Here is a 26,698-nt window from a genome sequence, read left to right as displayed (position 1 = left end):
GCGGCCGGAGCCGTCACCTCACCCGGGCCAGCGCCTCGGCCTCGGCTTCGTACTCCAGTGCCAGCCCCTCCGGCATCGGGTCGAGGTCGGAGCAGCGCACGAAGTCGCGCAGGGTCGTGCCCGTGCACGCCGCGTCCACGTTCGCCGCGCCCCGGCGGGCGCGCACGTCGTCGATGTTCACGGTACGGAAGTCGATGCTGAAGCGGGTCCTGCCCGAGGTGTTGGGGACCGTCGAATGCAGCTGCGCGCCGGAGAACAGCATCACCCCGCCCGGCTCGGGCACCACCCGCACCTGCGGATCGAGCTCGATCGGCTCCTCGGGCCTGGGCTGCTCCCTGGTGTCGCTGCGCACGTGCCGGGCCGCGCTGAGCCGGCTGGTCCGGTTCCACTCGGCGTAGTCGTAGCGCGCGCTTCCGTTGCGCACGGGGCGGTCGAAGTACTGGGGATGGAAGGCCATCACGTTCTCCGGCACCACCGGGTAGACCGGGATCCACCAGTTGAGCTGGTTGAACGGGGCGGAGTACCAGCAGTCGCGGTGCGGGTGGAAGGCGTAGGAGATGCCCGAGGTGAGGTAGTCGTTGGAGGTGGAGGTGCGCAGCCGGGGGACGTCGAAGTAGGTCCGGTCGAGGGAGCAGCCGAGCTCCTCCAGCACGGCCGGCAGCAGCTCCTTGCACCGGGGATGGTGGATGAACCTCGGCTTGAGGCCGGCGAGCAGGGCCGCGAACTCCTCGACCGGCATGTCGAACTGGGCGGTCTGCGGGTCGTGGTCGCCGAACGCCTCGGCGATCAGCTGCTGGGCGAGACCGACGAGCTCCTTGGAGGCCGGCGTCGCGGAGTAGGTGAACACCTTCCCCTCGTAGAGCAGGCCGCGCCGGGTGTCGTCGTCCACCACGCTGTTGGAAAAGACGGTGGTCATCCTGAACGCTCTCCTTGTTCGCGACGGGTGTGGCTCGTACGCACACGGTGATTCATGATCAGCTTCCGGCCGCCGAGCGTCCGGAGGACCGGCCGGGCAGGAGCAGCCCGGTGCCCAGCCGCGCGAGCTTGCGGCCGCGGTGGGACACGGTCCGCCACTGGCGGCGGGCGTACATCCGGTGCGCGGCGGCGCGCGCGCGGCCGCGCTGCTCCCGGGTGAGGTCGATCTCACCCAGCCAGCGCAGGATCTCGCGGTACTGCAGGGTGGAGGAGAAGTGCGCCTGCCAGGCGGGCACGCCGAGGCGGCGTCCGACCACCCCGATGCGCTCGTGCTTCCAGTTGCGGCGGGCCAGCACCTCGGGCACGTGACCCCACGGCCCGGCCAGCGCGAGCTTCGCCGCGAACACCTCGTCCTCGCGGAGCATGTTGCGCCGGGGGATGCCGACGACGGCGGCGCGGCGCATCAGGCCGTACAGGGGGTCGATCAGCAGGTGGCTCTCGTTGAGCATGCGCAGCATCTCGGCGAACCGCTCGACCGGGTCGTCGGACAGCAGTCCCGTGCCCTCGTAGACGCCGGTCCGGTCCGTCCCGTCGGGGTCGGAGTAGGACACCTGCGTGGTGACCAGGATGAGCCGCTCGTCCTCGGCGAAGGCGCGCAGGGACCGGGAGACGCACTCGGGGGCCAGCCAGTCGTCGTCGCCGACCCAGCGGAAGAACGTCCCCCGGGCGATCCGCCCCGCGTGGATGAAGTTGTTGAGCAGCCCCACGTTCTCCGGCTGCCGGTGGTAGGTGATCCGGCTGTCGGAGCGCGCCAGCTCCCGGCAGAACTCCTCGGTGTCGTCGGTGGAGGCGTTGTCGCAGATCACCAGCTCGATGTTCTCGTGGTCCTGCGCCAGCACCGACCTGACCACGCCCTCCAGCCTCGCGGCGCCGTTGCGCACGGGCAGCCCGACGGACACCAGCGTGTCGGTTCCAAGCATCCGGTTTCCCTCTCCAGTCAGCGGGAGCGTGCGGGGATCAGCTCGGTCACCCTGCCGCCCAGCTGCCTGAGCACGGCCTGCGGCACGACGACGAGGATGAAGGCGAGCAGTCCCGTGCCGCCCGCCACGCACAGTTGGACCAGCGGGACGCCGTGGACGGCCTGGGCCAGCGACGTCATGACGGCCGCCGCGAGCACGCCGCCGAGCAGCGGGCGCACCAGGGCGGAGGCGATCGGGGCGAGGACCACCCCCGCTCTGTGCAGGGCGAGCGTCGCCAGCGGCAGCGCGACCAGGACGGCGACCACCGCGTGCCCGATCGCCGCGCCCCGGATGCCGTCCACGCGCGCACCGGTCGTCAGCGCGGGCACCAGCGCCACCGCCCAGCCCAGGTTGAGCCAGACGGTCGCCTTGGTGGCGCCGAGAGAGGCCAGGACGTCGAACGCCAGGGCGGTCAGCATCCGCACGGTCATCACGATCGCCAGGAAACGCAGCACCTCGGCGGAGGGGGCCCAGCGTTCGCCGTACAGGAAGACCACCAGCGCGGGGGCGAGCGTGCCCATCACCACCGCGATCGGCAGCACGATGGACAGCAGCAGCGGGACCGCCCGCTGCACGCCCAGCGACAGCGACTTCGGGTCTTCCTCCGCCAGCCGCGAGAAGCTGGGCAGCGCGACGTAGCGCACGGCCGTGCCGATCAGGCCGGGCACCCAGCTGGAGATGTTGAACGCGAGCAGGTAGAGGCCGAGCAGGGTGGGCCCGAGGGCGTTGCCGACGATGACGGAGTCGGCGTTGAGCAGCACGCCCTCGATGCCGAGGCTCACGCACAGCGGGAGCCCGAAGACCAGCAGCCGCCTGGCGACCGCGCGGTCGAGGCCGAACCGGATCCGCAGCCGCGCGAAGGCGACCACCAGCACCCCGGTGACCGAGGCGCCCGCGAGCTGGCCCCAGGCGAAGCTGAAGGCGCCGGCGCCGCCGGCGGCGAGCGAGATGGAGACCGTGGCGTTGACCAGGAAGCCCACCAGGTTGGCCTTGGTGAGCTTGTCCTGCTCGAACCTGCGCAGCAGCGCCGCGCTGCGCACGGCGGTCAGGCCGTAGACGACGTTGGTGGCCGCGAGCACCCGGATCACCCAGGTGGCCTCCTCGCTGCCGGACAGCTGCGCGAAGTACGGCGCGATCATCCAGAAGATCCCGTACAGGACGCCGCTGGAGGTGATGGCCACGACCGTCGCCGTGGGCGCCATCTCCTCAAGTCTGCCCCGCCACTGCACGGTCGCCGCGATGATGCCGGCGTCGTTGATGTGGATGACCATCTGGCTCGCCGCCAGCGCGATGGCGAAGACGCCGAAGTCCTCCGGTACCAGCAGCCGGGCGAGGACCAGGCTCATGGCGAACGAGCCGACCTTCATCACCAGGTTGCCCAGCAGGCTCCAGCGCAGCCCGCGACCGGCCTGGCGGCCGATCTCCCCGACCTGGGAGGTGGCCGCGGCCGGCTCCGCGTCGGCCGTCGCCGGCTCCGCGCCCTGTCTGTCTTCCATCTCTTACCTTTCACGGTTCACCCCCCGGACCGGCACCGCCGCAGCCGGTGCCCTGATCCGGTCAGGCGGGTTCCTCGACCCGTTCCAGCCAGATCTCTCGCCAGAACGGGATGAACTCCCGGGGGCAGCTGACGGTGTACGCACCCGCGCAGACGATGCCCTCCAGGACGATGCAGGGGGTCTTCATCTGGAGCATCCGGCCGGTCTTCTCGTCGATGCACCGATCGACGCGCGAGAGCACCCGTGCCGTCTGCCCGCAGTAACGCGACATCTCCTCCTCGAACCCCATCCCGCGGTTGAGCAGGTCCTGGTTGAGGGTTTCGACGATCTCCTCCTTGGACTTGATCCGGACGAGCTCTCCCGGCTGGAGGTCGAGGGTGACGCTCGGCGTCGCGCCGACGAGCCGGCCCCTGACGAAGCCCCACCTGAGGCCCCCCTTGATCTGCAGCCAGCTTGGCAGCACCCGCCCGCTCCGGTCCTGAAAGCGGTTGAAAAGCCCGACGAGAAGGGCGCGGAGCGCGAAGAACGTGCCCGCGTTGCCGGTGCGCACGTCCGTGACGTACTGCCGGAGGTCCTTGAGCGGCAGGCAGGTGGGCGCGGCCCGCAGCAGCTCGGTGGCCTGGCAGGAGAAGCGCTCCTCCCCGTCGGGACCGGGCTCCTTCCTGGCGGCGACCTCCAGGATCGGCAGGAGGCGGCGGCCCGCCGCGAGGCCGCCCGATCCCCCGGTCGCCGCGGATTCCCCGGAGGCCGCCGGGGCGGGCGCCGCGGGGGCGCCGGGGTCCACCCGCTTGAGCCAGGCCTCCTTCCAGTACATCAGGCAGGCCGTCTGGCAGCCGCCGTGCGCCTGCCCGTCGCAGCGCGCCCCGGTCAGGTGTACGGCACGTTCCATCCGCCGCATGCCGGTACGGCTGATCGTGTCGCAGAGCTTGTAGGCCACCTTGTGCACGGTGAGCCGCCGCCCGCAGAAGGCGAGCATCTCCGGCATGAAGGGCAGCTCGTCCAGCTCGCCCCTCTCGTCCAGGGTGGCCATGATCTCGGCCTCGCTGAGGACCTCCACCACCTCACCGACCCGGAGGTTGAGCACCCCGGAACCCGTGACGGTCTGAACCTGCGTCATTTCCCCTTCTCCTTGACGAGTCCCGCACCACGCAGGGCTTGTGCCGCATCCGCCACGGTGGCGAAGGGCAGGTCGGACCGTTCCGCGATGTCCAGCAGGCTGTGCTCTCCGTCGGAGAGGTTCAGCACCCACAACATCGCCATCTGCGCCTGCTTGGTGTCGCTGCGTCCCCCCAGCGAGCCGTACAGGCCCCGCCTGCCGAGCTGTGGCTCGCCGTACGGGCTGAGGTTGAGATAGCGGTGGTTGCGCTCCAGCACCCGGGTGATCTCCCAGCAGGTCTCCAGGGTGTCCGTCATCGCCTCGGGTGAGACGAAGTCCGGGTTGTCCGCCGAGGTGTGGTACTCCGGGTAGCCGGCGTACGGCGTGCGGGTCAGGGAGCCGACCGGCATGTCGAAACCGGGCGAGCAGAACTGCCGCTCGTCGTAGCCGTACGGGGAGAAGTCCACGATCTCGTGGTCGCGGCCAGAGGTGCGCAGGACGTGCCGCACCACCCGGTCGATCTCCGCGTCCCCGCGCCTGCTGCGCTTGTAGGTCAGCGCGCCGCTGTCTCCCGCGCAGGCCAGCACGAGCCCGTGCTTGACCCTTCCGACGCGCTCCCGGTTACGCGCCAGCCAGGTGATCGCGCCGATCGTGCCGGGCATGAACAGGAAGCGGTAGGTGTACCACGGGTCGGACTCGGCCAGCCGCCGCGCGAGCCTGGTCGCCACGGCGATGCCCGCCAGGTTGTCGTTGGCCAGCGAGGGGTGGCACACGTGGCAGGAGACGAGCACCTCGTCGGGTACCCGGCCGGGCACCACATGCTCGCCGTAGGTCAGGTGGCCGTCGGCCAGGGTCGAGTCGATCCGGACCTCGTAGTCGCCCTCCGGGAGGCCGGCCAGGGTGCTCTCCCGCAGGCAGAACCCCCAGGTCTCCGCGTAGTAGCTGGTCCGGTAGGGGATCAGGTCGGGCTGGTCGGGCAGGGTGTGCAGGTGGCCGCGGAGCTCCTCCAGGGACATGGTGGCCGACACCGGGACGCTGTAGCCGACCACGTGGAGGTTGGACTCCGCGAAGTCGACCACCCGGGCGCCTGACGCGTCCTTGATGTAGGCGTCACGGATGTTCCACTCCCTGGGCACCGTCCAGTCGAGGACCTCGGTCCCCGTCGGCACCTCGTGGATCCGCAGGGGCACGGACTCCCCGACGATCTCCAGAGTGCGGCGCACCCCGTCGCCGGTGATGCTCCGGCACAGCGGGTAGAGCCGCTCGACCAGGGCGTGCATCTCACGCCCCACGGTCTCAATCGTCACCTGCGGCCACCTCGTGCGGTCGCAACGCGTCGTCGACGCTGCCCTCGGCGCGCCGGGCCGACAGCCGCGCGAGCCTGGTGAAACGGTGCTGGAAGTCCCGCTCGGTCAGGCCGAACCGCCGGTAGGCCTCGACCAGCTCGACCGCGCCCTCCTTGACCGTCCAGTGCGCCTGGTAGCCGGGCAGCGCGGCGCGGATGCGGGAGAAGTCCACCCGGTAGGAGCGCGGGTCCGCCCCGGCCTCCCCGGTGATCACCAGTTCGGAGCCGGGCACCACCTCGACGACCTCGGCGGCGATCTCCGCCACGGTCACGTTGTTCTGCTCGGTGCCCACGTTGAACGCCCTGGCGTGCACGGCCTCACGGGGAGCGGTCAGGGCCAGGACGAAGGCGCTCGCGATGTCCTGGGCGTGCACCAGCGGCCGCCACGGGGTGCCGTCGGACAGCACCCGGACCTCGCCCGTGAGCAGCGCGTGCCCGACGAGGTTGTTCAGCACGATGTCGGCGCGCGGCCGGGGCGAGAACCCGAACGCGGTGGCGTTGCGCAGGAAGACCGGGGTGAAGTCGTCGTCGGCCAGCTCGGCCAGGTCGTCCTCGACCCGGACCTTGGACTCGGCGTAGGGGGTCACCGGGCGCAGCGGCGCGTCCTCGTCGACCAGGTCGCCGCCGCCGGAGGCGCCGTAGACCGAGCAGGTGGAGGCGTACAGGAACCGGCGCACGCCCGCCTCGCGGGCCAGCCGGGCCAGGCGCGCCGAGGCGTGGTGGTTGATGTCGTAGGTGAGCTGGGGCGCCAGCGAGCCGAGCGGGTCGTTGGACAGCGCGGCGAGGTGCACCACGGCGTCCATCCCCGCCAGCTCGGCGGCGGTGACGTCCCGCAGGTCGACCGTGTGGCCCGGGGGGTCGTCGGGCACGGGGCCCAGGACGCAGTCGGCGAAGAGCCCGGAGTCCAGGCCGATCACCTCGTGGCCCGCCTCGGCGAGCATCGGGGCCATCACACTTCCCAGGTAACCCTGGTGCCCGGTCAGCAGCACGCGCATCCGGTTCATCCTCCAGCCAGATCGATGGTCAGTTTGTTGACGTGGAACGCCTCCGCGTAGCGCGCGTGGCACTCGATTCCGCGGATGCGGGCCAGCCCGAGGAACGCCTCGCGGTCGTACCAGGGACGTCGCCGCTGTGAGGGGTAGTGCTGCTGGAGCAGGGTCACCTTCGCCTCGGCCACCTCGGGGGCGAGCGGCTGGTAGACCTGCGGCCGCCCGAGGTCGCCGTCCCACTTGACGATCTCGTAGCCGAGCACCTGGTGGTCGCGGAAGGCGGTGGGCACCAGCCGTGCCAGACCCCGGTGGTCCTGGTGGGCGTCTCCGGGGTGCGGCGCGAACAGCAGATCGGGGTCGGACCGTGCGCGCAGCTCCTCCACGGCGGCCTTCGCCTCCTCCCAGTGCGCGGGCAGCCGCCCGTCGGGCAGCTTCAGCACGGTGAGCCGCAGGTCGGCGCCGGGGCAGAAGGCGGCCAGCGCCGCGTGCTCCTCGTCCTCCCGCTCGGTGCCGCCGCCGGAGAGCACCAGCGCGTCCACCCGCAGGCCGGGACGTGCCGAGCAGACGGTCAGCAGGCTGCCGCCCGCGCCGATGGCGAGGTCGTCGCAGTGGGCGGCGAGCAGCGCGACGCTCCCCAGACCGCCGTTCCCGCCGTTCCCGGTCGCCCCGTCCGCCCCGGCCGGCCGAAATCCGATCATGCGGTCCGCACCGCCGGTCCGCGTTCCCACAGCGCCCACGGCCGCTCGCCTCGCGAGTACGCCTCGTCGAGGGCGACCCGCTCCTTGACCGTGTCGGTCGGCCGCCAGTAGCCGCGGTGGGGGTAGGCGAGCATCCGGCCGCGCTTGGCCAGCTCGGCGCAGCCGTCCGCGACGAGGTCGCCTCCCGGCGGGATGTGGTCGAAGACCTCCTGGCGGAGCACGAAGTATCCGCCGTTCACCCAGAGCGGCATCTCGCTGACCGGCGTGATCCCGCCGACCATCCCGTGCTCCCCGAGCTCGACGCAGTGGAAGGTGTCCGACGGCGGGACGACCATCATGGAGGCTCCCGCGTCGGACGCGGCGAAGCGGTCGATGATCTCCGGCAGCGGCGCGTCGGTGAGCACGTCGGCGTAGTTGGCCAGGAACATCTCCTCGCCGTCGAGGTGGTCGCGGACCCGGCGCAGCCGCTCGCCGATCGGTGACTCGATCCCCGTCTGCACGAAGGAGATCGACCACTCGGAGATGTCGGCGGACAGCAGCTCGATCCTGCCTCCGCGCAGGACGAAGTCGTTGGAGGTGGTCTCCTGGTAGTTCAGGAAGAAGTCCTTGATGTGGTGCGCTCCGTAGCCGAGGCAGAGGATGAACTCCGTGTGCCCGAAGTGCGCGTAGTAGCGCATCACATGCCAGATGAGCGGGCGGGGACCCACGAGCTGCATGGGCTTGGGCGCGTCACCGGGGGTGCCGGTGCGCATCCGCGTTCCGTACCCGCCGCAGAAGAGCACGACCTTCACGGGTTCACCTCGACGATCTCCAGACGGGGGATGGGGAAGACCAGCCGGCCTCCCCAGTCATGGACGAAGGACAGCTGGGCGGTGAGCTCCTCGCGGAGGTTCCACGGCAGGACCAGCACGTAGTCGGGCCGGTCCTCGGCGATCCGCTCGGGCGGCAGGATCGGGATCCGCGCGCCGGGGGTGAACCTGCCGTGCTTGTAGGGGTTGCGGTCCACCGTGTACTGCAGCAGGTCCGCGCGGACCCCGCAGTGGTTGAGCAGCGTGTTGCCCTTGCCCGGCGCGCCGTAGCCGACCACCGTCCTGCCCTGCTCGGCGGCCTCGACGAGGAACCTCAGCAGGTCCCGCCGGACGCCGGCCACCCGGGCGGCGAACTCGGTGTATCCGGCCAGCTCGTGCAGGCCCGCCGCCTTCTCCGCGGCGAGCACCTGGTCCACCCGCTCGCCCGGCTCGCCGGCCGCCTCCTGCGGCCGCGCCCACAGGCGGATCGAGCCTCCGTGGGTCGGCAGCAGCTCGACGTCCACGAGGGACAGCCCGCCGGAGGCCAGGGCGCGTTGCGCGGAGGCGACCGTGTAGTACTGGAAGTGCTCGTGGTAGATCGTGTCGTACTGGTTGTGCTCCATCAGGGTGAGCAGGTGCTGCACCTCGATGGAGACCCACCCGTCGTCGGCCACGAGCGCGCGCAGGCCCTTGGTGAACCCGATGACGTCGGGGATGTGGGCGTAGACGTTGTTGGCCGCCACGAGGTCGGCGGGCCCGTGCTCCGCGCGCACCGCGGCGCCGGTCTCGGGGCCGAGGAACGCCGTGACCGTCGGCACGCCCCGCTCCCTGGCCGCCTCGCCGACGTTCTTCGACGGCTCGACGCCCAGGCACCGGATCCCCCGCTCGACCACGTGCTGCAGCAGGTATCCGTCGTTGCTGGCCACCTCGACCACGAACGAGCCCTCGTCCAGCCCCAGCCGCTCGACCGCCCCGTTCACGTACTCCCGCGCGTGCTCCACCCAGGAGGTCGAGTAGGACGAGAAGTAGGCGTACTCGGTGAAGGTGTCCTCCGGCGTGATCAGCGGCGGGATCTGCGCCAGCCAGCAACCGGTGCACACCCGCAGGTGCAGCGGGTAGGTGACCTCGGGCTCGTCGAGCTGCTCAGCGGTGAGGAACCGCTCGCAGGGCGGTGTCGCACCGAGGTCGACGACGCTGGCGAGGCTCGTGGAGCCGCACAGCCGGCAGGTTGTCATCAATACGCTCCCTCGCCGCGGAACGCGGCTCGACCGTTCTCCGTCAAGATCATTCCATCGAGCGCGAACCCTAGGATTTCGCCCGATCCTTCGGCGGTGTTACACCGTTCCGCTGTGGCATGCTTCGGCCCATGGAACCCCTCAGCATCGACGGAACCTGGTGTCATACGCCGCGCATCCACGCTGATCCCCGTGGATCGTTCCTTGAGAGCTACCGTGCCGCCGACCTGGAGGAATCCCTCGGTCACCGGCTGGACCTCGCCCAGGTCAACTGCTCGGTCTCCAGGCGGGGAGTCCTGCGGGGCATCCATTTCGCCGACGTGCCGCCCGGCCAGGCCAAGTACGTCACGTGCGTCTCCGGGGCCGTCCTCGACGTCGTCGTGGACATCCGTGCCGGCTCGCCCACCTTCGGCCGCTGGGAGAGCGTCCTGCTGGACGACGAGTCCCGGCGCGGGCTCTACGTCGCCGAGGGGCTGGGCCACGGGTTCCTGACGCTCAGCGAGCAGGCCACGGTCGTCTACCTGTGCTCGCAGCCCTTCGCCCCCGCGCGCGAGCACGGGATCCACCCGCTCGACCCGGACCTGGGGATCGACTGGCCGGCCGGTGTGGAGCCGATCCTGTCGGACAAGGACGCCGCCGCCCCCACCCTCAAGGAGGCCCTGGACGCGGGCCTGCTGCCGGACCACGGCGCGTGCGCGGCCCACTACGACGACCTGGCCGCGTCCGGCCGCGACCGGGACCCCGCCGCCCGTGGCCGGGGCCGCGCCGCGCCTAGCCTCTGACGAGAACATCGGACCCCCGCAACGCCTCTCGCCAGTCCCGCATCGGCGGCAGTCCCGCCCGGCTCCAGCGCTCGTGTCCCAGCACGCTGTAGGCCGGCCGCGGCGCGGGCCGCGCGAACTCCTTGGTGGAGACCGGGGTGATCCGGTCCGGGTCCGCGCCGACCAGCTTGAAGATCTCCCGCGCGAAGCCGTACCAGCTCGTCTGGCCGGAGCCGGTGGCGTGGTAGACCCCGGGCGGCGGTCCGGTGCGGCCCAGCTCGATGATCCCGGCGGCCAGGTCTCCGGCCCAGGTGGGCGGGCCCACCTGATCGTCGACGACGTCCAGGGTCGGCCGGGTCCTCTCCAGGTCCGCCATCGTCCGGACGAAGTTCTTCCCGGTCGCGCCGTACAGCCAGGCGGTCCGCACGACGTAGCCGGTCTCGGGCAGCACCTCCAGCACGGCCCGCTCACCGGCGAGCTTGGTGCGCCCGTAGGCGTTGACCGGGCAGGTCCGCGCGTCCTCCCGGTAGGGGTCCAGCGCGGTCCCGTCGAAGACGTAGTCCGTAGAGGGCTGGATCAGCCGCGCGCCGAGGCGCTCGCACGCCTCGGCCAGCGCCCGCACCCCGTGGCCGTTGACGGCGAGCGCCTCGGCCTCGTGGGTCTCGGCGTCGTCCACCGCCGTCCACGCCGCGCAGTTCACCACGGTGTCCGGCCGGCAGGCCGACACCAGATGCCGTACGGCGGGCCCGTCACGGAGGTCGAGCTCGTCCCTGCGCAGGGCGAGGACGGACTCCCCGGCGGCCTGCAGGCGGCCCAGCAGCTCGGTCGCGAGCATGCCGGAAGCCCCGGTGATCAACCACCGGCTCATGCGATCTCCCCGCCCGTCCGCCCGGCGCCCACGGCCGCGATCCCGGCCGGGCGTCCGGCGCCCGCGGTCGCGCCGTCGCCGTGGTCCGCGGCGGCCTCCCACCAGTCCGGGTTGTCGGCGTACCAGCGGACGGTCTCCGCCAGGCCCTGCTCGAACGGGACCTTCGGCCGGTAGCCCAGGGCACGCAGCCGGGAGTCGTCCAGGGAATAGCGGCGGTCGTGCCCCTTGCGGTCCTTGACGTGCTCGACCATGTCCCAGCCGGCGCCGCAGGCCGCCAGCAGCCGGGCGGTCAGCTCGGTGTTGGTCAGCTCCGCCGTACCGGCGATGTGGTAGACCTCGCCCGGCTCGCCCCGCTCGGCCACGAGCCGGATGCCCGCGCAGTGGTCGGCGACGTGGATCCAGTCCCTGACGTTGCCGCCGTCGCCGTAGAGCGGGACCTTGCGTCCCCGCAGGAGGTTGGTGACGAAGAGCGGGATCACCTTCTCCGGATACTGGTGGGGCCCGTAGTTGTTGCCGCAGCGCGTGATGGAGACCGGCAGGCCATGGGTGACCGCGTAGGCGAGGGCGATCATGTCGCCGCCCGCCTTGGCGGCGGAGTACGGCGAGCGTGGCCGCACCGGCGCGTCCTCCTTCCAGGAGCCGGTGTCGATCGACCCGTACACCTCGTCGGTGGAGACCTGGACCACCCGGCGGGTGCCCGCGTCGAGGCACGCCTGCATCAGGGTCTGCGTGCCGAGCACGTTGGTCCGCACGAACTCCCCGGCGCCGTCGATGGACCGATCCACGTGGGACTCGGCCGCGAAGTTGACGACGACCTCGTGGCCGGGCACCACCTCGGCCAGGAGCCCGGCGTCGCAGATGTCACCGTGTACGAACTCGTGGGCGGCGCCCTCCAGGTTCGCCCGGTTCCCGGCATAGGTGAGCTTGTCGAGAACGGTCACGGCGACGCCGTCCGCGCTGAGCGTGCGGACGTAGTGGGAACCGATGAACCCGGCCCCACCGATGACCAAGATCTTCATCGGTATTCCGGGGTGGAGACCCCTTGCCTCAGCCATGGGCGGTACACCCCTGCCCCCTTTCGGTTATGGTCGTGCACGGGCTTGCGATAACCAAGCGGGCCTGTACGGTCGCAAGGACCTCGCCGCCGGGCTGGTGGAGAGGTGCAACGCCTGCGGAGCTGATGTAAGACACGGCACTCGTTCCGAGTGCCCGCGATCGGCTGTGAAACAGGAACTCCAACCTGTGAGGGTCGGAATCTCTCGGCTTCAGCCGCGGAGAAGATGTCAAGAGCTGATCTGCACCTTGCTGTGATCGCCCAGCACGAGACGGTGGGCTCTGGGGGTGTTGGGGGCCGGGGTGACCTCGACGTCGTGGCCGATGAGCGAGGCCTCGATCCGGGACACCCCGGAGATCGAGGAGCGGGGCAGCACGATCGAGTACTCGATCTCGCTGCCGCTGACCACGCAGTCGGCGGCGATGGAGGTGAAGGGGCCGACGTAGCTGTCCAGGACCCGGGCTCCGGCGCCGATGATCGCCGGGCCGACGATGCGGGAGCGCTCGACCACGGCGCCCGGCTCGACGACCACCCTGCCGATCAGCTCGCTGGCGCCGTCCACCCGGCCGTCGACGCGGCCGTCCAGGGACTCCAGGACCAGCCTGTTGACCTCCAGCATGTCGGTGACGTTCCCGGTGTCCTTCCAGTAGCCGGATATGACGGTGGACTCGACCTCGTGCCCCTCCTGGATCAGCCACTGGATCGCGTCGGTGATCTCCAGCTCGCCCCGCCACGACGGCTTGAGCTCGGCCACCGCCTCGTGGATCGCGGGGGTGAACAGGTAGACGCCGACGAGAGCCAGGTCGCTCTTGGGGTCGGCCGGCTTCTCCTCCAGCCCGACCACACGACCCCCGGCGTCGAGCTCCGCGACGCCGAACTGGCGAGGGTCGCCGACCCGGGTGAGCATGATCTGGGCGGACGGACGGTCGTGGACGAACCGGTCGACGATGCCGTTGATGCCACCGAGGATGAAGTTGTCGCCGAGATACATGACGAAGTCGTCGTCACCCAGGTAGTCGCGGGCGATCAGCACCGCGTGGGCGAGCCCGAGCGGGGCGTGCTGGCGGATGTAGGTCACCTGCAGGCCGAGCGCGGAGCCGTCGCCGACGGCGGCCTCGATCTCGGCCTGCGTGTCGCCCACGACGATCCCGATCTCCCGGATGCCGGCCGCGGCGATGGCCTCAAGCCCGTAGAACAGGACGGGCTTGTTGGCCACCGGGACGAGCTGCTTGGCGGAGGTGTGGGTGATCGGCCTCAGCCGAGTGCCCGACCCCCCGGCGAGCACGAGTGCTTTCACGGCTAGTAGGCCCCTTCTCCGCCGGTGACGGCGCTCCAGGTTTTCCAGAGGATCTGCAGGTCCAGGAAGAGCGACCAGTTCTCGACGTAGCGCAGGTCCAGGCGGACCGACTCCTCCCACGTCAGGTCGGAGCGGCCGCTGACCTGCCACAGGCCGGTCATGCCGGGCTTGACGACCAGGCGGCGGCGCACGTCCTCGCCGTACTGCTTGACCTCTTCGGGCAGCGGGGGCCGCGGCCCGACCAGCGACATCTCCCCGCGGAGCACGTTGAGCAGCTGCGGCAGCTCGTCGAGGGAGTAACGGCGGAGGAAGGCGCCCACGCGGGTGATCCGTGGATCGTTCCTCATCTTGAAGAGCACGCCGTCGAACTCGTTCTGCCGCTGGAGGTCCATCTTGAGCCGTTCCGCGTCGTTGACCATGGTGCGGAACTTCACGACGTTGAACTCCCTGCCGCCCCTGCCGACTCTGACCTGCCGGAACAGGGCCGGCCCCGTGCTGGTCGTGCGGATCAGCAGGGTGATGACCAGCATGGGGACGGACAGCACCAGCAGGGCCAGGCCCGCGCCGACCCGGTCGAACAGGTTCTTGGCGAGGTGCTTGGCGCCGTCGAACTCGGGATGCTCGACGTGGAGCAGCGGCATCCCGGCCACCGGGCGGATGCTGATGCGCGGGCCCGCCACGTCCATGAGCGCGGGCGCCACGAACAGGTCGGTGCGGGCGTCCTCCAGGCCCCAGGCGAGCCGGCGCAGTGCCGCGCCGTCCAGTTCGGGACAGGCCAGGATGGCGACGGTGTCGGCGTTGACCTCGGCCACCACGTCGGGGACGTCGCCGAAGCCTCCGAGGACCGGGACCCCGTCGATGTCCAGGCCCTCCGAGCCCGACGGCAGGCACGCGGCGACCACCGTCATGCCGTGGTGCGGTTGCCTCCGGAGCTGCATCACCAGATCGAGCACCGACTCCCGGTGCCCGACGGCGACCACCTGGCGCATGTACTCCCCGAAGGAGCGCCGCCGGTGGAGCCGCTTGCGCATCCGGTAGCGGAAAATGATCGTGAGGATGAGGGCGAGAGGGAACATCGCCATTACGAAACTACGAGCAATAGTTGTTTGCGTGGCATAAGCCCCTATTGCGACAGCAGCGGTCAAACCAACCCCGCCGTCGAAAACCGCCCGAAACTCCTCCGTCCCCTCACCATGCGCACGCTTGCGGTAAGCGCCTCCCACCGCCAGGGAGAACGGCCACGCCAGGGCGAGTCCGAGCCCCAGGAGCGCCTCCGTCCCCGGGATGTAGGCGCCGAACCAGAGGCGGACCCCCAGGACCGCCTCGCAGGCGACCACCGCGCACGCGAGGTCCCCGGCCAGCAGAATCCTTGCGTAGGACCGCGTCCAGATGCTCGGAGCGGCGCGTACCGAACTGCCGAGGAGCGCGACAGCGGGCTCCTGTGTCCCCACCCTCATACCCCACCCCACCCAGATGCCCCAGCGTTAACAGATAACGAGACGCCCGCCTCGTTTCATTGGTTGACAGATTTCTCTAATGCATCAGGAGCGTGGATACCCATGGAAATCCTAGTGATCAAGATTTGGCAGGGGAATACTGCCCCCTGTCCACTACTGGCCTAAGTGGGGCAGACGGAACATCTTGACGGAACGGTCCAAACATGTAAGTTTGCCGCTTCCGATCCGCCCGGTGACGAGGAATTAGTCGTACTCGAAATCCGGCAGAGGGGACGGGGGCTCGGGGCTGCGCCAGACGACGACGTAGTCGTCGCGGGCGGCGTCCACCGCCTCGCCGAGCCGGTCGAGGTCGAAATCCGGAAGGTAGCGGAGACGGGCGAGGAAAGCGGTGTCGGTGGCCGACTGGGGGACCACGCACCCCTGACCGTCACGATCGAGGAGTATGTACAGGATGTCCGGGTCACCCACGACGCGCACCTCGACGACGTCCTCCCACGCGAGGGCGTCAACGCTGCCGTCCGCGTAGTGGCGGGTCACGCCTTCTTCGGTGACATACACGTAGGAGTCCGGCACTGAATTGCCGTGCATGGCCGCGATTGTGACGACTCCAGGGCATCCGGTGCAAGAGAAGCACGCAAGTCGGGCGACCGGCGCGGGCACGCGACCCGCACCGCTACCGCACGCCCCGGCGGTGACCCGAGCGCCTGACCGCCGCCCGCCCCCGCACGGCCGCTACCGCGCGCCCTGGCCACGACCCGGGCACGTGACCAGCCCGCCCCGCACGGCTACTCCGCGCCCCAGCCGTGATCCAGGTGCGCGGCCACGGCCCGTCTCGCCGTCTCCACCGGTCCCCGGCCGATCACGTCGAGCAGGTCCCGGTGCTCGGCCACCAGCACGTCCCGGTCGGCGTAGACGGCGCGCAGCCGTACCAGGCCCAGGCGTGTCTCGGCGGCCAGCGCGGCGTAGAGCCGCTCCAGCCGGGGACTGCCCACCGCGACGATCAGCGCCTGGTGCAGCGCCATGTGCTCGGCCACCACGTCGGACCAGGGGGCGTCGCCGGGCAGCCCGGCCATCCGCACCAGCGCGCCGTCCGCCTCCTCCACCCGCCGCCCGGCCAGTGAGGTGGCCATCAGGTCCTCCAGCGGACGCCGCACGAACATCAGGTCGTCCAGATCGGCCAGGGTCACCTCGGCCACCTGGGCGCTGCGGTGCCGTTCGCGTCTGAGCAACCCCTCGTGCACGAGCACGGCCAGAGCCTCCCGGACGGTCGGCCGGGCCACGCCGTACAGGGCGGAGAGTTCCTGTTCCGGCAGCGGGGTGCCCGGCGGCATCTCTCCGGACAGGACCCGGCGGCGCAGGGCGTCGGCGAGGGCGCTGACGGCGGAGACGGGGCGGAGCGGAATGGTCACGCCGACGACTCTATTGCCGCGGCTCGGCCCTGGCGGCTGGGCCACCGTTCGGGAAGGGCCACCACGACCAGGCTCGCGCCGAGCAGCACCAGCCCCGCGGCCGAGATGAGCGTGAGCCGCTCGCCGAGAACCACGACGCCGAGCAGGGCGGCGACCGCGGGCTCGGCGAGCGCGAGGGTGGCGGCGGTCGCCACAGGGGTGGTGCGCAGGCCCCTGCCGTACAGGATGTAGGCCAGTGCGGTGGTGGCGCAGCCGAGATAGAGGGCGGTGAGCAGGCCGCGCGGCTCGGTGAGCCAGGCGGTGCCCGTCCACAGCAGGACCGGGAGCATCACGACCGCGGCCCCGCCGAACATGGCGCCCATCACCGCGTCGGAGGAGGCTCCCGTACCGATCACCCGGGCCGCCGTCACCGCGTAGAACGCGTAGAGCAGGCCGCCGAGCAGCGCGAGCAGGATCCCGTCCAGCCGTGCCTCACCGCCCCCGCCGGTGAGTACGGCACAGCCCGCGATCGCCACCGCGGTCGCCCCGGTCCAGCGCCGGGTGGGGGGCACCCGGTCCAGTGCCCAGGAGAGCAGGCCGGTGAAGACGGGGCCGCTGCCGATGGCGACCACGGTGCCGATGGCCACGCCGGTCCGGCTGACCGCGGCGAAGAAACAGAGCTGGTACGCGGCCACGGCCACCGCGGCGGGCAGGAGCACAGCCGGGCGCGGCAGGGATCGGATGGCCGGGCCCACGGCGACCGCGAGCACCAGCCCGCCGATCACCAGACGGGCGGCGGCCAGGGAGATCGGGTCGACGCCGGCGACGAGCAGTCCGGCGGTGCCCGCGGTGCCCCAGAGCACGGCGGCACCCACGACGGCGAGCTTCATCCTCAAATTGTCTGACAACTAGACAAGTCGGTCAACCTGGGGCGCGTAAAGAAGGTCCGGCTCAGGGCATGCGAAGGAGATCCGGCCGCGGAGCACCGGGCCTACAGAGTGATCCGCGCCGTGCTCGCCGAACTCGTCGGCGACGACATCCCGGGTGAGGCCTTCCTGTCGGTCCTCCTCCTGACCGACTGAGCCGTGGCCACGCAGTGAGCGCACAGGGCCCCGCCCCGCCCCTCGGCACAGGTGCAGTACCAGCGCAGGACCCCGTCGACGACCCGGAACTCCACGTACGCGGCGCCGTCGTCCACCTCCGCGGTGATCAGTGACGGGCTGAACCTGACGAGCTGCACCGCCCCCGACCTCTCCAGCTCGCCGCCGCGCACCAGAGCCGCCTCCGCCGCGCGGTCGGCCTCCAGCCCGATCAGGTCCGCGATCTGCTTCATGGACACATCCCCCCTCTCTCTGGAAGACGTGCCCCGGGCGGCGTTGGTTCGCAGTAACCCGAAAGCTACAAATCCTTTCTTGATATGAATCACCCGCATCTCTGGTCGTCGATGATCCGCGTTGCTAGGGTTTCGCCACTGTTAACCGCACATATCTGTAGTGCGAGGTATTATGGTCGGCCGCAACCACTCGATCAGGGTCAAGATTTTCACCCTCCTTATCGTGCCGATTGTCTCCCTTGTGGCGATTTGGGCATTTGCGGCAACCCTCACCCTCCAGAGCGGCCAGGAGCTGCTCCGGGCCCGCGAGGGATACGAACGCGGCGTCCTCCCCACCCGGACGGTCACCACCGCGATCCAGCACGAGCGGCTGCTGTCCCTGTCCGTCCTGGGCGGCTCGACGATCTCACGCGCCGAACTCGACGCCCAGCGGATCCGGACGAACACCGCCCGGGCGGATCTGGAGCGGCTGGCCCCCACCCTCCGGGAGGGTACGGCCCCGGCCGTGCGGGACCGTCTGGTCAAGCTCCTGGGCTCGATGGAGCGGCTCACCGAGATCCGGAGCGAGGTGGACACCCGCACCGCCGGCCAGACGCAGACCCTCGACGCCTACAACGCGATCGTCGGGGCCGCCTTCGAGGTCTACGACAAGATCCGGCTGTCCTCGGACATCGATCTGAACGACCAGACCCGCGCCGTCGTCCTGATGGGCCGGAGCCGCGAGATGCTCAGCCAGCAGGCCGCGCTGATCGCCGGCGCCGTGGCCGAGGGCAGCATGAGCACCGACGAGCGCGCCAAGTTCAGCGAGCTGGCCACCGGCCGCAGGCTGCTCTACTCCATGGGCTTCAACCAGTTCGACGAGGAGTTCCAGGAGCTCTACCGGAGCCTGCAGAACTCCGGCGCCTACGCCTCGTTCGAGCGGATCGAGAAGGCCGTCACCACGGCGGGCAAACCCGCTCCCTCCTGGGCGACGGTCGCGGCGAAGGTCTCCGACACCTTCGACGACCTCGGCGGAGACGTCAGCAAGGGCATCAGCGACCGGTCCGGGCCGCTGGCCACCGGCATCCTGCTCCAGATCGGCATCGCCGCCGGGCTCGGCCTGGTCGCGGTCGCGCTGTCCATCTTCGTCTCGGTGCGGTTCGGCCGCCGGATAGGCACCGAGCTCGTCGGCCTCCAGCAGGCGGCCCTCGACCTGGCCCACAGCCGGCTGCCGGACGTCGTCGAGCGGCTCCGCCGGGGCGAGGACGTCTGCTCCGAGGCCCAGGAGCTGAACTACGGCACCACCACCGAGATCGTGAACGTCGGCAAGGCGTTCTCGTCCGTCCAGCGGACCGCCGTCGAGGCCGCCGCCGGCCAGGCCCAGATGCGCAAGAGCGTCAACAAGGTCTTCGTGAACCTGGCCAGGCGCAGCCAGTCGCTCCTGCACCGGCAGCTCTCCATGCTGGAGGCGATGGAACAGCGGGCCAGCGACCCGGAGACCCTCGACGACCTGTTCGGCCTGGACCACCTGACCACCCGCATGCGCCGCCACTCCGAAGGCCTGATCATCCTGTCCGGCGCGGTCCCCGGCCGGGGCTGGCGGACGCCGGTCACGATCTACGACGTGGTCCGCGCCGCCGTCGAGGAGGTCGAGGACTACCAGCGCGTGACGGTGAACGTGCCGCAGGGGCCCTCGGTGATCGGCACGGTCGTGACCGACGTGATCCACCTCGTGGCCGAGCTGGTGGAGAACGCCGCCATCTTCTCTCCCCCGCACACCACGGTGAGCATCCAGGGCGAGATGGTGGCCAGGGGCTACGCCATCGAGGTGGAGGACCGCGGGCTCGGCATCACCCCGGACGAGATGGCCCAGCTCAACCGGCGGCTGGCCGGCCCACCGGAGCTCGACCTGGCCGACAGCGACCGGCTCGGCCTGTTCGTCGTGACGCAGCTCGCCGCCCGGCACGGCATCCGCGTCTCGCTGCGCCCCTCCCCCTTCGGCGGCACCACGGCGATCGTGCTCCTGCCCGGCGAGCTGGTGGTCGCGCCGGCCGACCGCCAGGCCGCCTACTCGGCCGAGGTCGAATGGGTCACCACCGGCAGCGGTCTGCCCAAGCGCGTACGCCAGGCCGTACCCGAGCGGCGGACCGTGCCGGCTGAGGCGGCGGAGCGGGCCCCGAGCAGTGTGATGACGTCGTTCCGCGATGGATGGCGCCGTGCGGAACAGGAAAGTGGGGCGGAATGACGGAACGCTGGCTTGACCAGGACGCCGGGCCCATCGTCCGCCCGTACACGCTCACCCGCGGCCGGACCCGGGCCGCCGGGGCCCGGTTCGACCTGATCGCCATCGTGGTGGCGATCAGGACCCCGCCGCAGGACCTGCCGCCCGAACACGCTCAGATCATGAAGGCCTGCCGCCTGCCGGTCTCGGTCGCCGAGATGGCCTCGGAGACCGGCATGCCGATCGGAGTGATCCGGGTGCTCCTCGGCGACCTGCGCGAGTCCGGCCTGATCACCGTCCGGCTCCCGGTGAACGACGTCGCGCTCCCCCGGGAGAGCGTGCTGCGCGACGTGCTCGCCGGACTCAAGGCGCTGTAGCCCACCGCTGCCGGGCCTCGGGCTCAGGCACTGCGCTCCGCCGCTTCCGAACCTCGAAGCTCAGAACACCGCGCCCCGTCGCTTCCGAACCCCGGACTCAGACACCGCGTCCCGCCGCTTCCCGGCGACCCGGGCTCAGACATCGCAGACCGCCGCTTCCCGGCGCTCCGGGGGACCGCGTCTCCCCATCTCCGCCCGTACGGCGGGTCAGTCGGTGGCCAGGCGGGCGTGCCGTTCCACGTCGTATCGCACGCCCTCGTAGCTCAGCTTGGCCCGTTCGATCCCCTCGGTCAGGAAGCCCGCTCTGGTGGCCACCGCGCAGGAGGCCGGGTTGTTGAGCCGGTGCCCCAGCTCAAGCCGGAACAGCCCCCGCTCCCGGAACGCCCATTCCGCCAGCTTCCGAGCTGCGGCCACGGCCACCCCACGCCCTCTGGCCTGCGGTGACGTCCAGTAGGACACCCAGCCGTTGGCGTGCGCGTCGATGTTGCTCACCGCGACGTTCCCCACGACCTGACCGTCCAGCACCACGGCGAACGCCTGGGCGTCGTCCCGGAAGCCCCACGTCCCCATCCACTCCAGTGCCGCCTGAGGGGTGTCGATCGGCCGTGCCGCCTGCTGCGCCATGTCCGGCGAGCTGAACGCCCGGATCAGGACCGGCGCGTCGTCGGGTCGCCAGCCCCTCAGTTCCACCTCAATCATGCGGTGCAGGGTATTGCCCCGGCGGCAGGCGCGGGAAGGCGGATACCGCGCCGGAGACGCCCACCTGCCACAGATCTTGTGAGAGCGCTCCCACAAGGGCATCATCGCCCGCATGACCACTGTCCGGCCGTACCGCCCCGACGACCGCGCCGCGCTGCGCGACAGGGGGGTGCCGGCCGTACATCTCGGCATGGTCACCGTCGACACCCCGGCCCGGGCCTTCTACAACCGCCTCGGCTTCCACGAGATCCCGATCGCCGGCCCCGGCCCCGTCACCTGTCCCGGCCGGCGAACGGACCGGACAGCGCCGCCCACTGCAGCAGCATGACGGTCTTCGCGTCGGCGATCTCCCCCGAGCCGATCATGGCGAGGGCCTTGGCGAAGGGCAGCTCCACCACCTCGATGTCCTCACCGTCGTCGGCCAGCCCGCCCCCCTCGGAGGTCCGCCGGTCCGCGGTGTACGGCGCGGCGAAGAAGTGGAGGCGCTCGGTGACCGAGCCGGGGCTCATGTAGACGTCGAAGACGTGCCGGACCTCGCCGATGTCGTAGCCCGTCTCCTCGGCGGCCTCCCGCCGGATCGCGGTCTCCGGATCGTCGTCGTCGAGCAGGCCGGCGGCGGTTTCGAGCAGCAGCCCGTCGGGGTGGCCGTTCACGTAGACCGGGTAACGGAACTGCCTGGTCAGCAGGACGGTCGCCCGCTCGGCGTCGTAGAGGAGCACCGTCGCGCCGTTGCCCCGGTCGTAGGTCTCGCGCTCCTGGGTGGACCAGCTCCCGTCCGTGCGCAGGTAGTCGAAGGTCGTCCTGCGCAGGACGTACCAGCTCGACGAGAGCAGCTCCACCTCCCGCACCCGGACCCGGGGGTTGCCGTCCAGGTCGCGCCCGGCCCGGTCGAGGCCGGTACGGCCGCGCCGGTCGGGAACGTCGACTCCTGGCACCTCGTCCGGCACGGGAGTCCCCGTCTTCGCGCCATCCGGTCCGGCAGGTGTGTTCATGCCCCTCAGTCTGCACCAGCGCGCGAGGAGGCGACGCCCGTCCTCGCAGGCGGCGGGGTGGTGGTCTCCGGTCCGGCCGGATGTCCGCATCCGATCGGAGGACCCAGATAGATCTGGGGATAGGTGGGCACTCAAGCACCTATGAGTGACGACGCGCAGAGCCACGACTTCCGCGGAAACAGCTTGGGGGGCGGATCTCCGGACCGCCCCAGGACGATGGGAGAGATCGCCGTGAATCTGGCCGTCAGTGAGGCGCTCGCCAACCACGGCCACCACGCGCTGGTCAACGCACACGAGGCAGCGGCCGACAATCACGAGATCATGGCCAGAGCAGGTGTGGGCGACGTGGACGAGCACCTCGACCTGGCGCGGTGGCACCGCTGGTGCGCGATCGTGGAGGACCAGCTCGCCGACGAGGCGGACCAGCGGACTCCGGCCAGACGCGACAGGAGTTCCTGAAGGGAGACGCGCGACCGGTCGCCACTCTCCCCGCGCGCGGACCGGGCCGCGGTGGTAGCGGGGGCCGCGCCGCTCACTCCGGAATCTTGAGCACCACTACGGCGATGTCGTCGCTGGGCATGCCGGACTGGAATGCCACCACCTCGTCCACCAGGCGCCCGGCGATGCCCGCCGCGTCCGCGTCCCGCGCGTCGCTGAGCGCCCGTCCCATCCTCTCCTCCCCGAAGAACCCCGTCGGGCCTCGCCCCTCGACGACCCCGTCGGTGTAGAAGACGACGACGTCCCCCCGGGCGAGATCGACGGTGACGTCGTGAAGTTCCACGGAGTCCAGAACGCCCAGCACGGTTCCGGGGTGGCCGATCATGCTGATGAGCCCCTCCCCGGAGAGGTGGACGGCGGGCGGGTGGCCGCCCAGGGACAGGGTGAGCCGGAACCGGTCCCGGGCGTCCTGGTGGACCTGCGCGTAGACGGCCGTCAGGAACCGGTCCGTCCGTTCCTTCAACAGCACCTCGTTGAGGGTGGCGAGGATCGCCGAAGGCCTGCTGTCCCGGAGGGGAGCGGCTCGGATGGTGTACCGGGCGAGGCTGGTGACGACGGCCGCCTGCACGCCCTTGCCGCACACGTCGCCGAGGGCGAGGGCCCAGCCGTCCACGACCTCGTGCATGTCGTAGAAGTCGCCGCCGACCTCGTCCCCCCGTCCGGCCGGCCGGTACATCCCGGCGACGTCCATGCCGGGAATGCGGGGCAGCTCCGGCGGGATGAAGCTCTCCTGCAGGGTCCGGGCGAGCTCGACCGCCCGCCTCTGGGACTCCTCCGCCCGGTGCCGCGCCTGCAGAAGCTCGCGTTCGTAGCCCCTGCGGTCGCCGGCGGCGACGACGCCGATCCAGATCTCCTCCGGCCGGGTGGGGGTCTGCTCCTTCATCACCGCGTTGAGCAGCACCGGGACCCTGTTTCCGTCCGCGCACCTCAGGTCGACCGCGATCTCCTTGACTCCGGCCTGCAACGCCAGCAGCGGGGCGAAATGCGTCTCGTAGAGGATGCGGTCGCCGACCGCCAGCAGGTCGTGGATCCGGACCCGTCCGACCAGGTCCTGCCGGCGATATCCCGTCAGGGTGAGCATCGTACGGTTGACTCTGATGATCATGCCGTCGCCCCGCGTGGAGAGATAGCCGCACGGGGCGTCCTCGTACAGGTCTTCCAGGGTCTCCGGGGCTTCGCCGGTCACCCGCGCGTCGTCACGGGCGGCCATGGGGCGCCCGCCTACAGGAACGCCTTGATCGCGGCAATGGTCTCCTCGGGGGCGCTCAGGTTGGGACAGTGGCCGGTGGCCCGCATCAGCGTCAGCTCACTGCCCGGGATCGCCTGGTGGACATAGTGCCCCACCTGCGGCGGAGCGAGCGCGTCGTGCGAGCACTGCAGGATCAGCGTGGGCACGGTGACCTTCCCGAGGTCGTCCCGGTTGTCGGACAGGAACGTCGTCCTGGCGAACTGTTTGGCGATCTCCGGGTCGGTACGGCAGAAGCTGTTGGTCAGTTCCTCCCCCAGCTCCGGACGGTCCGGATTGCCCATGACCACCGGCGCCATCTGGCTCGACCATCCCAGATAGTTGCTGTCGAGCGAGTCGACGAGCTCCTCGATGTCGGCGCCGCTGAACCCGCCGACGTAGTCGCCGTCGTCGATGTAGCGGGGCGAGGGCGCCACCAGGATCAGCGTGCTCAGCCGGCGGGGCTCGCGGATGGCCGCGAGCACGCCGACCATCGCACTGACCGAATGCCCGACGAAGACGGCTCCGGTGAGGTCCAGCTCCTCGCAGACGTCGAGGACGTCCTGGGCGTAGCCGTCGAGCGACGCGTAACGCTCGGCGGAGTAGGCGGACAGCTCCGAGCGCCCGGCTCCGACGTAGTCGAACAGGACGGTCTCGTACTCGTCCTCGAAGGCGGGTGCCACATATCGCCACATGCTCTGATCGCAGCCGAATCCGTGGGAGAAGATCATGGGTCTGCCGCCACTCCGGCCGGAGACCTTGACGTTGTTACGGGCCACGATGTCCATTGGCCGACTTTAGCCATCACATGGACAAAGAAGAACAAATACACCTATAAAGGTTGATATAACTTTTTTACATCACAAAATTCCCTTAAAATGGAATAACGCCACGGATCGAATACCGTTCCCCTCCCACTTCCGGCCGGCCCCGCTCAGGCCAACCGGCCCTCGGCCCGCAGGGCGTCGAAGATCAGCCGGACGACCGGCGACACGCGATGACGGTCACCGTAGGCGAGCCACACGACCTCCTCGACCTCGCCGCTGGGGGCCAGATCACCCCGGTAGTCGGCCTCGTAGCAGGACATCCGCACGGTCAGGCCCTCACCGTGACCATGCGCCCGGGCCTCGAAGACCCCCGCGAAGCGACCGCTCTCCCGGACGATCGCCACGGACAGCTCCTCGCCGATCTCGCGGACGAGCGTGTCGAGATCCGTCTCCCCGGCCTCACGCTTGCCGCCGGGGAGATAGCAGACGTCCTTGCCACGCGAGCGGGCCCCCAGGATCCTGCCGCCCTCGATCCGGATCCACGCCACCTTGTCGATCGGGTCCGCCATGACACCCTCCTCCGGTCTCACATGTTGATCATGTGCCCGGCCAGGCCGTGAACCGCCTCCTTGACCGCCTCCCCGAGCGTGGGGTGGGCGTGCACGTTACGCGCCACCTCGTGGACCGTCAGATCCCACTGCTGGGCCAGCGTCAGCTCGGGCAGCAGCTCGGTGACCTCCGGGCCGATCAGATGAGCGCCGATCAGCTCCCCGTGCTCGCCGTCGCTGAGGATCTTGACGAACCCGGTGACGTCGCCCAGGCCGTGGGCCTTGCCGTTGGCGGTGAACGGGAACTTGGCCACCTTCACGTCATAGCCGAGCTCACGGGCCTGCGCCTCGGTGAAGCCGAAGCTGGCGATCTGGGGCTGGCAGTACGTCGCCCGCGGGATCATCACGTAGTCCAGCTCCATCGTCTCCTCGTCGGCGATGGTCTCCGCCGCGATGATCCCCATGGACTCGGCGGCGTGGGCGAGCATCAGCTTGGCGGTCACGTCGCCGATGGCGAAGATGTGCGGCACGCTCGTACGGCCCCGGCCGTCGATGTCGATGGCGCCGCGCTCGGTCAGGGCGACCCCGGTGCGCTCCAGCCCGTAGCCCTCCACGCGGGGCTGGAAGCCGATCGCCTGCATCACCTTGTCGGCCTCGATGACCTGCTGCCGCCCCTCGCGCGAGACCGTCACCCGCACCTTCTCGCCGGAGTCGTCGACGGACTCCACCCGGGTCGAGGTCAGCACCTCGATGCCGAGCCGCTTGTAGCGCCGCGCGAGCTCCGCCGAGACCTCCTCGTCCTCCAGGGGGACGACGCGGTCGAGGAACTCCACGATCGTCACCTTGACGCCGTAGTTGTGCAACACGTAGGCGAACTCGACGCCGATCGCGCCCGCCCCCGCGATGACGATGCTCTCGGGGAGCTTGTCGCTCAGGATCTGCTCCTCGTACGTCACGACCCGCTCCGTCACCGAGGTCCCCGGCAGCAGCTTCGTGGTCGCGCCCGTCGCGATGATGCAGTGGTCGAACGTCACCGTCTCCGCGCCGCCGTCCCTGCCGGCCACCTGAAGCGTGTTGGCGTCGACGAAGGTGCCGCGGCCGTCGTATTCGGTGATGCCGTTCTTCTTCATCAGGTAGTGCACGCCCTTGACGCGCCCGTCGGCGACCTTGCGGCTGCGCTTGAAGGCCTCGCCGTAGTCGAAGGTGACCTGGCCCTCGACCCGGATGCCGTACGTCTTGGCCTCCTGCGTGAAGATGTGCGCCAGCTCCGCGTTGCGCAGCAGCGCCTTGGAGGGGATGCATCCCACGTTGAGGCAGACACCGCCCCAGTAACGTTCCTCGACGACCGCCACGCTGAGTCCCAGCTGGGCCGCTCGGATGGCGGCCACGTATCCGCCCGGACCCGCGCCGAGGACAACCACGTCATAGTGAGTGCTCATGCATCGGACGATATTGAATGGGGGATCGATCGCTTCACCGGGGGTGGCCGTCCGGCCCGCCGGTCCCGGAAGCGGTGTCCACCGGCCCCGTACGGCGCCCGCCGCCTCGCCCGGCTCACCGAGGAACTCCCCGCCTCACGGCGGACGGTGCGTCGAGGATGCCGGAGGACTTTGCGGGAATGAATGTGTGGGGGGCTGGGGACGGGGGCGGCGA

The 26,698-nt window shown here is 70.5% G+C and carries 28 protein-coding genes; 5 read left to right on the top strand and 23 right to left on the bottom strand.

Annotated elements, in window-relative coordinates; translation table 11 throughout:
* Positions 1–13: 13 nt before the first annotated feature.
* The 9 genes from CA984_RS19290 to CA984_RS19250 all read right to left on the bottom strand — a co-directional run bounded on the left by CA984_RS19290 (position 14) and on the right by CA984_RS19250 (position 9,581).
* Positions 14–916, bottom strand: coding sequence for a phytanoyl-CoA dioxygenase family protein (locus CA984_RS19290; protein ID WP_086574321.1), 903 nt, complete (start codon positions 914–916; stop codon positions 14–16).
* Positions 917–974: 58 nt separating this feature from the next.
* Positions 975–1,895: a glycosyltransferase family 2 protein gene (locus CA984_RS19285; RefSeq protein WP_086574318.1), complete on the bottom strand. Its 921-nt coding sequence runs from the start codon at positions 1,893–1,895 to the stop codon at positions 975–977.
* Positions 1,896–1,912: 17 nt separating this feature from the next.
* Positions 1,913–3,430: an oligosaccharide flippase family protein gene (locus CA984_RS19280; RefSeq protein WP_086574316.1), complete on the bottom strand. Its 1,518-nt coding sequence runs from the start codon at positions 3,428–3,430 to the stop codon at positions 1,913–1,915.
* A 61-nt stretch (positions 3,431–3,491) separates the two neighbouring features.
* Positions 3,492–4,547 carry a hypothetical protein gene (locus CA984_RS19275; protein WP_086574314.1) on the bottom strand — a complete coding sequence of 352 codons (1,056 nt, stop codon included), beginning with the start codon at positions 4,545–4,547 and terminating at the stop codon, positions 3,492–3,494.
* Positions 4,544–5,833 (bottom strand): DUF4910 domain-containing protein, encoded by a 1,290-nt coding sequence (locus tag CA984_RS19270; protein WP_086574311.1) that lies wholly within the window; start codon positions 5,831–5,833, stop codon positions 4,544–4,546. Before CA984_RS19270 ends, CA984_RS19275 begins: the two co-directional genes overlap by 4 nt.
* Positions 5,823–6,866, bottom strand: a complete 1,044-nt coding sequence (locus CA984_RS19265; protein ID WP_086574309.1) for an NAD-dependent epimerase/dehydratase family protein — start codon at positions 6,864–6,866, stop codon at positions 5,823–5,825. Before CA984_RS19265 ends, CA984_RS19270 begins: the two co-directional genes overlap by 11 nt.
* 5 nt (positions 6,867–6,871) lie before the next feature.
* Positions 6,872–7,558, bottom strand: coding sequence for a PIG-L deacetylase family protein (locus tag CA984_RS19260; RefSeq protein WP_207620936.1), 687 nt, complete (start codon positions 7,556–7,558; stop codon positions 6,872–6,874).
* Positions 7,555–8,349 (bottom strand): sugar phosphate nucleotidyltransferase, encoded by a 795-nt coding sequence (locus CA984_RS19255; protein WP_012887405.1) that lies wholly within the window; start codon positions 8,347–8,349, stop codon positions 7,555–7,557. Before CA984_RS19255 ends, CA984_RS19260 begins: the two co-directional genes overlap by 4 nt.
* Positions 8,346–9,581 carry a class I SAM-dependent methyltransferase gene (locus CA984_RS19250; RefSeq protein WP_086574306.1) on the bottom strand — a complete coding sequence of 412 codons (1,236 nt, stop codon included), beginning with the start codon at positions 9,579–9,581 and terminating at the stop codon, positions 8,346–8,348. Before CA984_RS19250 ends, CA984_RS19255 begins: the two co-directional genes overlap by 4 nt.
* A gap of 131 nt (positions 9,582–9,712) precedes the next feature.
* Between CA984_RS19250 and rfbC the strand changes: the two genes are divergently transcribed.
* Positions 9,713–10,363 carry a dTDP-4-dehydrorhamnose 3,5-epimerase gene (rfbC, locus tag CA984_RS19245; protein ID WP_086574304.1) on the top strand — a complete coding sequence of 217 codons (651 nt, stop codon included), beginning with the start codon at positions 9,713–9,715 and terminating at the stop codon, positions 10,361–10,363.
* Here rfbC and rfbD read toward each other — a convergent pair.
* From rfbD to CA984_RS19205, 8 genes are all read right to left on the bottom strand, one after another.
* Positions 10,353–11,210 carry a dTDP-4-dehydrorhamnose reductase gene (rfbD, locus tag CA984_RS19240; RefSeq protein ID WP_086574302.1) on the bottom strand — a complete coding sequence of 286 codons (858 nt, stop codon included), beginning with the start codon at positions 11,208–11,210 and terminating at the stop codon, positions 10,353–10,355. The two genes, rfbC and rfbD, sit on opposite strands and share 11 nt — an antisense overlap.
* Positions 11,207–12,229, bottom strand: a complete 1,023-nt coding sequence (gene rfbB / locus CA984_RS19235; RefSeq protein WP_086574300.1) for a dTDP-glucose 4,6-dehydratase — start codon at positions 12,227–12,229, stop codon at positions 11,207–11,209. Before rfbB ends, rfbD begins: the two co-directional genes overlap by 4 nt.
* A 264-nt stretch (positions 12,230–12,493) precedes the next feature.
* Positions 12,494–13,561 (bottom strand): glucose-1-phosphate thymidylyltransferase, encoded by a 1,068-nt coding sequence (locus tag CA984_RS19230; RefSeq protein WP_086574298.1) that lies wholly within the window; start codon positions 13,559–13,561, stop codon positions 12,494–12,496.
* Between the two features lie 2 nt (positions 13,562–13,563).
* A complete protein-coding gene (locus tag CA984_RS19225; protein WP_086574295.1) occupies positions 13,564–15,018 on the bottom strand; it encodes a sugar transferase in 1,455 nt (484 codons plus the stop codon).
* A gap of 243 nt (positions 15,019–15,261) precedes the next feature.
* Positions 15,262–15,606 (bottom strand): hypothetical protein, encoded by a 345-nt coding sequence (locus CA984_RS19220; RefSeq protein ID WP_012887398.1) that lies wholly within the window; start codon positions 15,604–15,606, stop codon positions 15,262–15,264.
* 197 nt (positions 15,607–15,803) lie between these two features.
* The gene (locus CA984_RS19215) at positions 15,804–16,427 is read right to left on the bottom strand and encodes a GntR family transcriptional regulator (RefSeq protein WP_086574292.1); all 624 of its coding nucleotides are present in this window, start codon (positions 16,425–16,427) and stop codon (positions 15,804–15,806) included.
* A complete protein-coding gene (locus CA984_RS19210; RefSeq protein WP_086574289.1) occupies positions 16,424–17,296 on the bottom strand; it encodes a DMT family transporter in 873 nt (290 codons plus the stop codon). The genes CA984_RS19215 and CA984_RS19210 overlap by 4 nt, the downstream gene beginning before the upstream one ends.
* Before the next feature lie 101 nt (positions 17,297–17,397).
* Complete coding sequence (locus CA984_RS19205) at positions 17,398–17,739, bottom strand: hypothetical protein (RefSeq protein ID WP_086574286.1); 342 nt, start codon at positions 17,737–17,739, stop codon at positions 17,398–17,400.
* A 241-nt stretch (positions 17,740–17,980) separates the two neighbouring features.
* Here CA984_RS19205 and CA984_RS19200 point away from each other — a divergent pair, with 241 nt between their 5' ends.
* A complete protein-coding gene (locus tag CA984_RS19200; protein WP_165781325.1) occupies positions 17,981–19,963 on the top strand; it encodes a sensor histidine kinase in 1,983 nt (660 codons plus the stop codon).
* Positions 19,960–20,316, top strand: coding sequence for a DUF742 domain-containing protein (locus CA984_RS19195; protein ID WP_086574280.1), 357 nt, complete (start codon positions 19,960–19,962; stop codon positions 20,314–20,316). Before CA984_RS19200 ends, CA984_RS19195 begins: the two co-directional genes overlap by 4 nt.
* A 207-nt stretch (positions 20,317–20,523) precedes the next feature.
* Here the strand turns inward: CA984_RS19195 and CA984_RS19190 are convergent, their stop codons facing one another.
* Positions 20,524–21,015, bottom strand: coding sequence for a GNAT family N-acetyltransferase (locus CA984_RS19190; protein ID WP_086574277.1), 492 nt, complete (start codon positions 21,013–21,015; stop codon positions 20,524–20,526).
* A gap of 112 nt (positions 21,016–21,127) precedes the next feature.
* On the opposite strand from CA984_RS19190, the gene CA984_RS19185 reads away from it, so the two are divergent.
* A complete protein-coding gene (locus tag CA984_RS19185; protein ID WP_207620935.1) occupies positions 21,128–21,343 on the top strand; it encodes an N-acetyltransferase in 216 nt (71 codons plus the stop codon).
* Here CA984_RS19185 and CA984_RS19180 read toward each other — a convergent pair.
* On the bottom strand, positions 21,288–22,007 hold the full coding sequence (locus CA984_RS19180; protein ID WP_242676051.1) for an NUDIX domain-containing protein: 720 nt from the start codon (positions 22,005–22,007) through the stop codon (positions 21,288–21,290). The genes CA984_RS19185 and CA984_RS19180 overlap by 56 nt on opposite strands.
* A gap of 231 nt (positions 22,008–22,238) precedes the next feature.
* On the opposite strand from CA984_RS19180, the gene CA984_RS19175 reads away from it, so the two are divergent.
* Positions 22,239–22,466: a hypothetical protein gene (locus CA984_RS19175; RefSeq protein ID WP_165781324.1), complete on the top strand. Its 228-nt coding sequence runs from the start codon at positions 22,239–22,241 to the stop codon at positions 22,464–22,466.
* A gap of 73 nt (positions 22,467–22,539) precedes the next feature.
* Here the strand turns inward: CA984_RS19175 and CA984_RS19170 are convergent, their stop codons facing one another.
* The 4 genes from CA984_RS19170 to lpdA all read right to left on the bottom strand — a co-directional run bounded on the left by CA984_RS19170 (position 22,540) and on the right by lpdA (position 26,484).
* Positions 22,540–23,715 (bottom strand): PP2C family protein-serine/threonine phosphatase, encoded by a 1,176-nt coding sequence (locus CA984_RS19170; protein ID WP_086574270.1) that lies wholly within the window; start codon positions 23,713–23,715, stop codon positions 22,540–22,542.
* An 11-nt stretch (positions 23,716–23,726) separates the two neighbouring features.
* On the bottom strand, positions 23,727–24,518 hold the full coding sequence (locus CA984_RS19165; RefSeq protein ID WP_086574268.1) for an alpha/beta fold hydrolase: 792 nt from the start codon (positions 24,516–24,518) through the stop codon (positions 23,727–23,729).
* Between the two features lie 146 nt (positions 24,519–24,664).
* Entirely contained in the window at positions 24,665–25,066 is a 402-nt protein-coding gene (locus CA984_RS19160; RefSeq protein WP_086574266.1) for an NUDIX hydrolase, read from the bottom strand.
* A 17-nt stretch (positions 25,067–25,083) separates the two neighbouring features.
* Positions 25,084–26,484, bottom strand: a complete 1,401-nt coding sequence (gene lpdA / locus CA984_RS19155) for a dihydrolipoyl dehydrogenase (protein ID WP_086574264.1) — start codon at positions 26,482–26,484, stop codon at positions 25,084–25,086.
* Positions 26,485–26,698 lie beyond the last annotated feature (214 nt).

Origin of the sequence: Streptosporangium minutum, assembly GCF_002149035.1 — a bacterium.
Classification (GTDB): domain Bacteria; phylum Actinomycetota; class Actinomycetes; order Streptosporangiales; family Streptosporangiaceae; genus Streptosporangium; species Streptosporangium minutum.
This window is presented reverse-complemented; position numbering and strand designations above follow the sequence as displayed.

What these genes read in the sequence shown, in the direction of transcription:
- CA984_RS19190 (WP_086574277.1), bottom strand. Translation starts at nt 21,015, where the DNA reads ATGATTGAGGTGGAACTGAGGGGCTGGCGACCCGACGACGCGCCGGTC.
- CA984_RS19275 (WP_086574314.1), bottom strand. Translation starts at nt 4,547, where the DNA reads ATGACGCAGGTTCAGACCGTCACGGGTTCCGGGGTGCTCAACCTCCGG.
- CA984_RS19220 (WP_012887398.1), bottom strand. Translation starts at nt 15,606, where the DNA reads ATGCACGGCAATTCAGTGCCGGACTCCTACGTGTATGTCACCGAAGAA.
- CA984_RS19285 (WP_086574318.1), bottom strand. Translation starts at nt 1,895, where the DNA reads ATGCTTGGAACCGACACGCTGGTGTCCGTCGGGCTGCCCGTGCGCAAC.
- CA984_RS19185 (WP_207620935.1), top strand. Translation starts at nt 21,128, where the DNA reads ATGACCACTGTCCGGCCGTACCGCCCCGACGACCGCGCCGCGCTGCGC.
- CA984_RS19225 (WP_086574295.1), bottom strand. Translation starts at nt 15,018, where the DNA reads ATGAGGGTGGGGACACAGGAGCCCGCTGTCGCGCTCCTCGGCAGTTCG.
- rfbD (WP_086574302.1), bottom strand. Translation starts at nt 11,210, where the DNA reads ATGAGCCGGTGGTTGATCACCGGGGCTTCCGGCATGCTCGCGACCGAG.
- CA984_RS19170 (WP_086574270.1), bottom strand. Translation starts at nt 23,715, where the DNA reads ATGGCCGCCCGTGACGACGCGCGGGTGACCGGCGAAGCCCCGGAGACC.
- CA984_RS19165 (WP_086574268.1), bottom strand. Translation starts at nt 24,518, where the DNA reads ATGGACATCGTGGCCCGTAACAACGTCAAGGTCTCCGGCCGGAGTGGC.
- rfbC (WP_086574304.1), top strand. Translation starts at nt 9,713, where the DNA reads ATGGAACCCCTCAGCATCGACGGAACCTGGTGTCATACGCCGCGCATC.
- CA984_RS19290 (WP_086574321.1), bottom strand. Translation starts at nt 916, where the DNA reads ATGACCACCGTCTTTTCCAACAGCGTGGTGGACGACGACACCCGGCGC.
- lpdA (WP_086574264.1), bottom strand. Translation starts at nt 26,484, where the DNA reads ATGAGCACTCACTATGACGTGGTTGTCCTCGGCGCGGGTCCGGGCGGA.
- CA984_RS19195 (WP_086574280.1), top strand. Translation starts at nt 19,960, where the DNA reads ATGACGGAACGCTGGCTTGACCAGGACGCCGGGCCCATCGTCCGCCCG.
- rfbB (WP_086574300.1), bottom strand. Translation starts at nt 12,229, where the DNA reads ATGAAGATCTTGGTCATCGGTGGGGCCGGGTTCATCGGTTCCCACTAC.
- CA984_RS19250 (WP_086574306.1), bottom strand. Translation starts at nt 9,581, where the DNA reads ATGACAACCTGCCGGCTGTGCGGCTCCACGAGCCTCGCCAGCGTCGTC.
- CA984_RS19260 (WP_207620936.1), bottom strand. Translation starts at nt 7,558, where the DNA reads ATGATCGGATTTCGGCCGGCCGGGGCGGACGGGGCGACCGGGAACGGC.
- CA984_RS19210 (WP_086574289.1), bottom strand. Translation starts at nt 17,296, where the DNA reads ATGAAGCTCGCCGTCGTGGGTGCCGCCGTGCTCTGGGGCACCGCGGGC.
- CA984_RS19280 (WP_086574316.1), bottom strand. Translation starts at nt 3,430, where the DNA reads ATGGAAGACAGACAGGGCGCGGAGCCGGCGACGGCCGACGCGGAGCCG.
- CA984_RS19160 (WP_086574266.1), bottom strand. Translation starts at nt 25,066, where the DNA reads ATGGCGGACCCGATCGACAAGGTGGCGTGGATCCGGATCGAGGGCGGC.
- CA984_RS19205 (WP_086574286.1), bottom strand. Translation starts at nt 17,739, where the DNA reads ATGAAGCAGATCGCGGACCTGATCGGGCTGGAGGCCGACCGCGCGGCG.
- CA984_RS19180 (WP_242676051.1), bottom strand. Translation starts at nt 22,007, where the DNA reads ATGAACACACCTGCCGGACCGGATGGCGCGAAGACGGGGACTCCCGTG.
- CA984_RS19265 (WP_086574309.1), bottom strand. Translation starts at nt 6,866, where the DNA reads ATGCGCGTGCTGCTGACCGGGCACCAGGGTTACCTGGGAAGTGTGATG.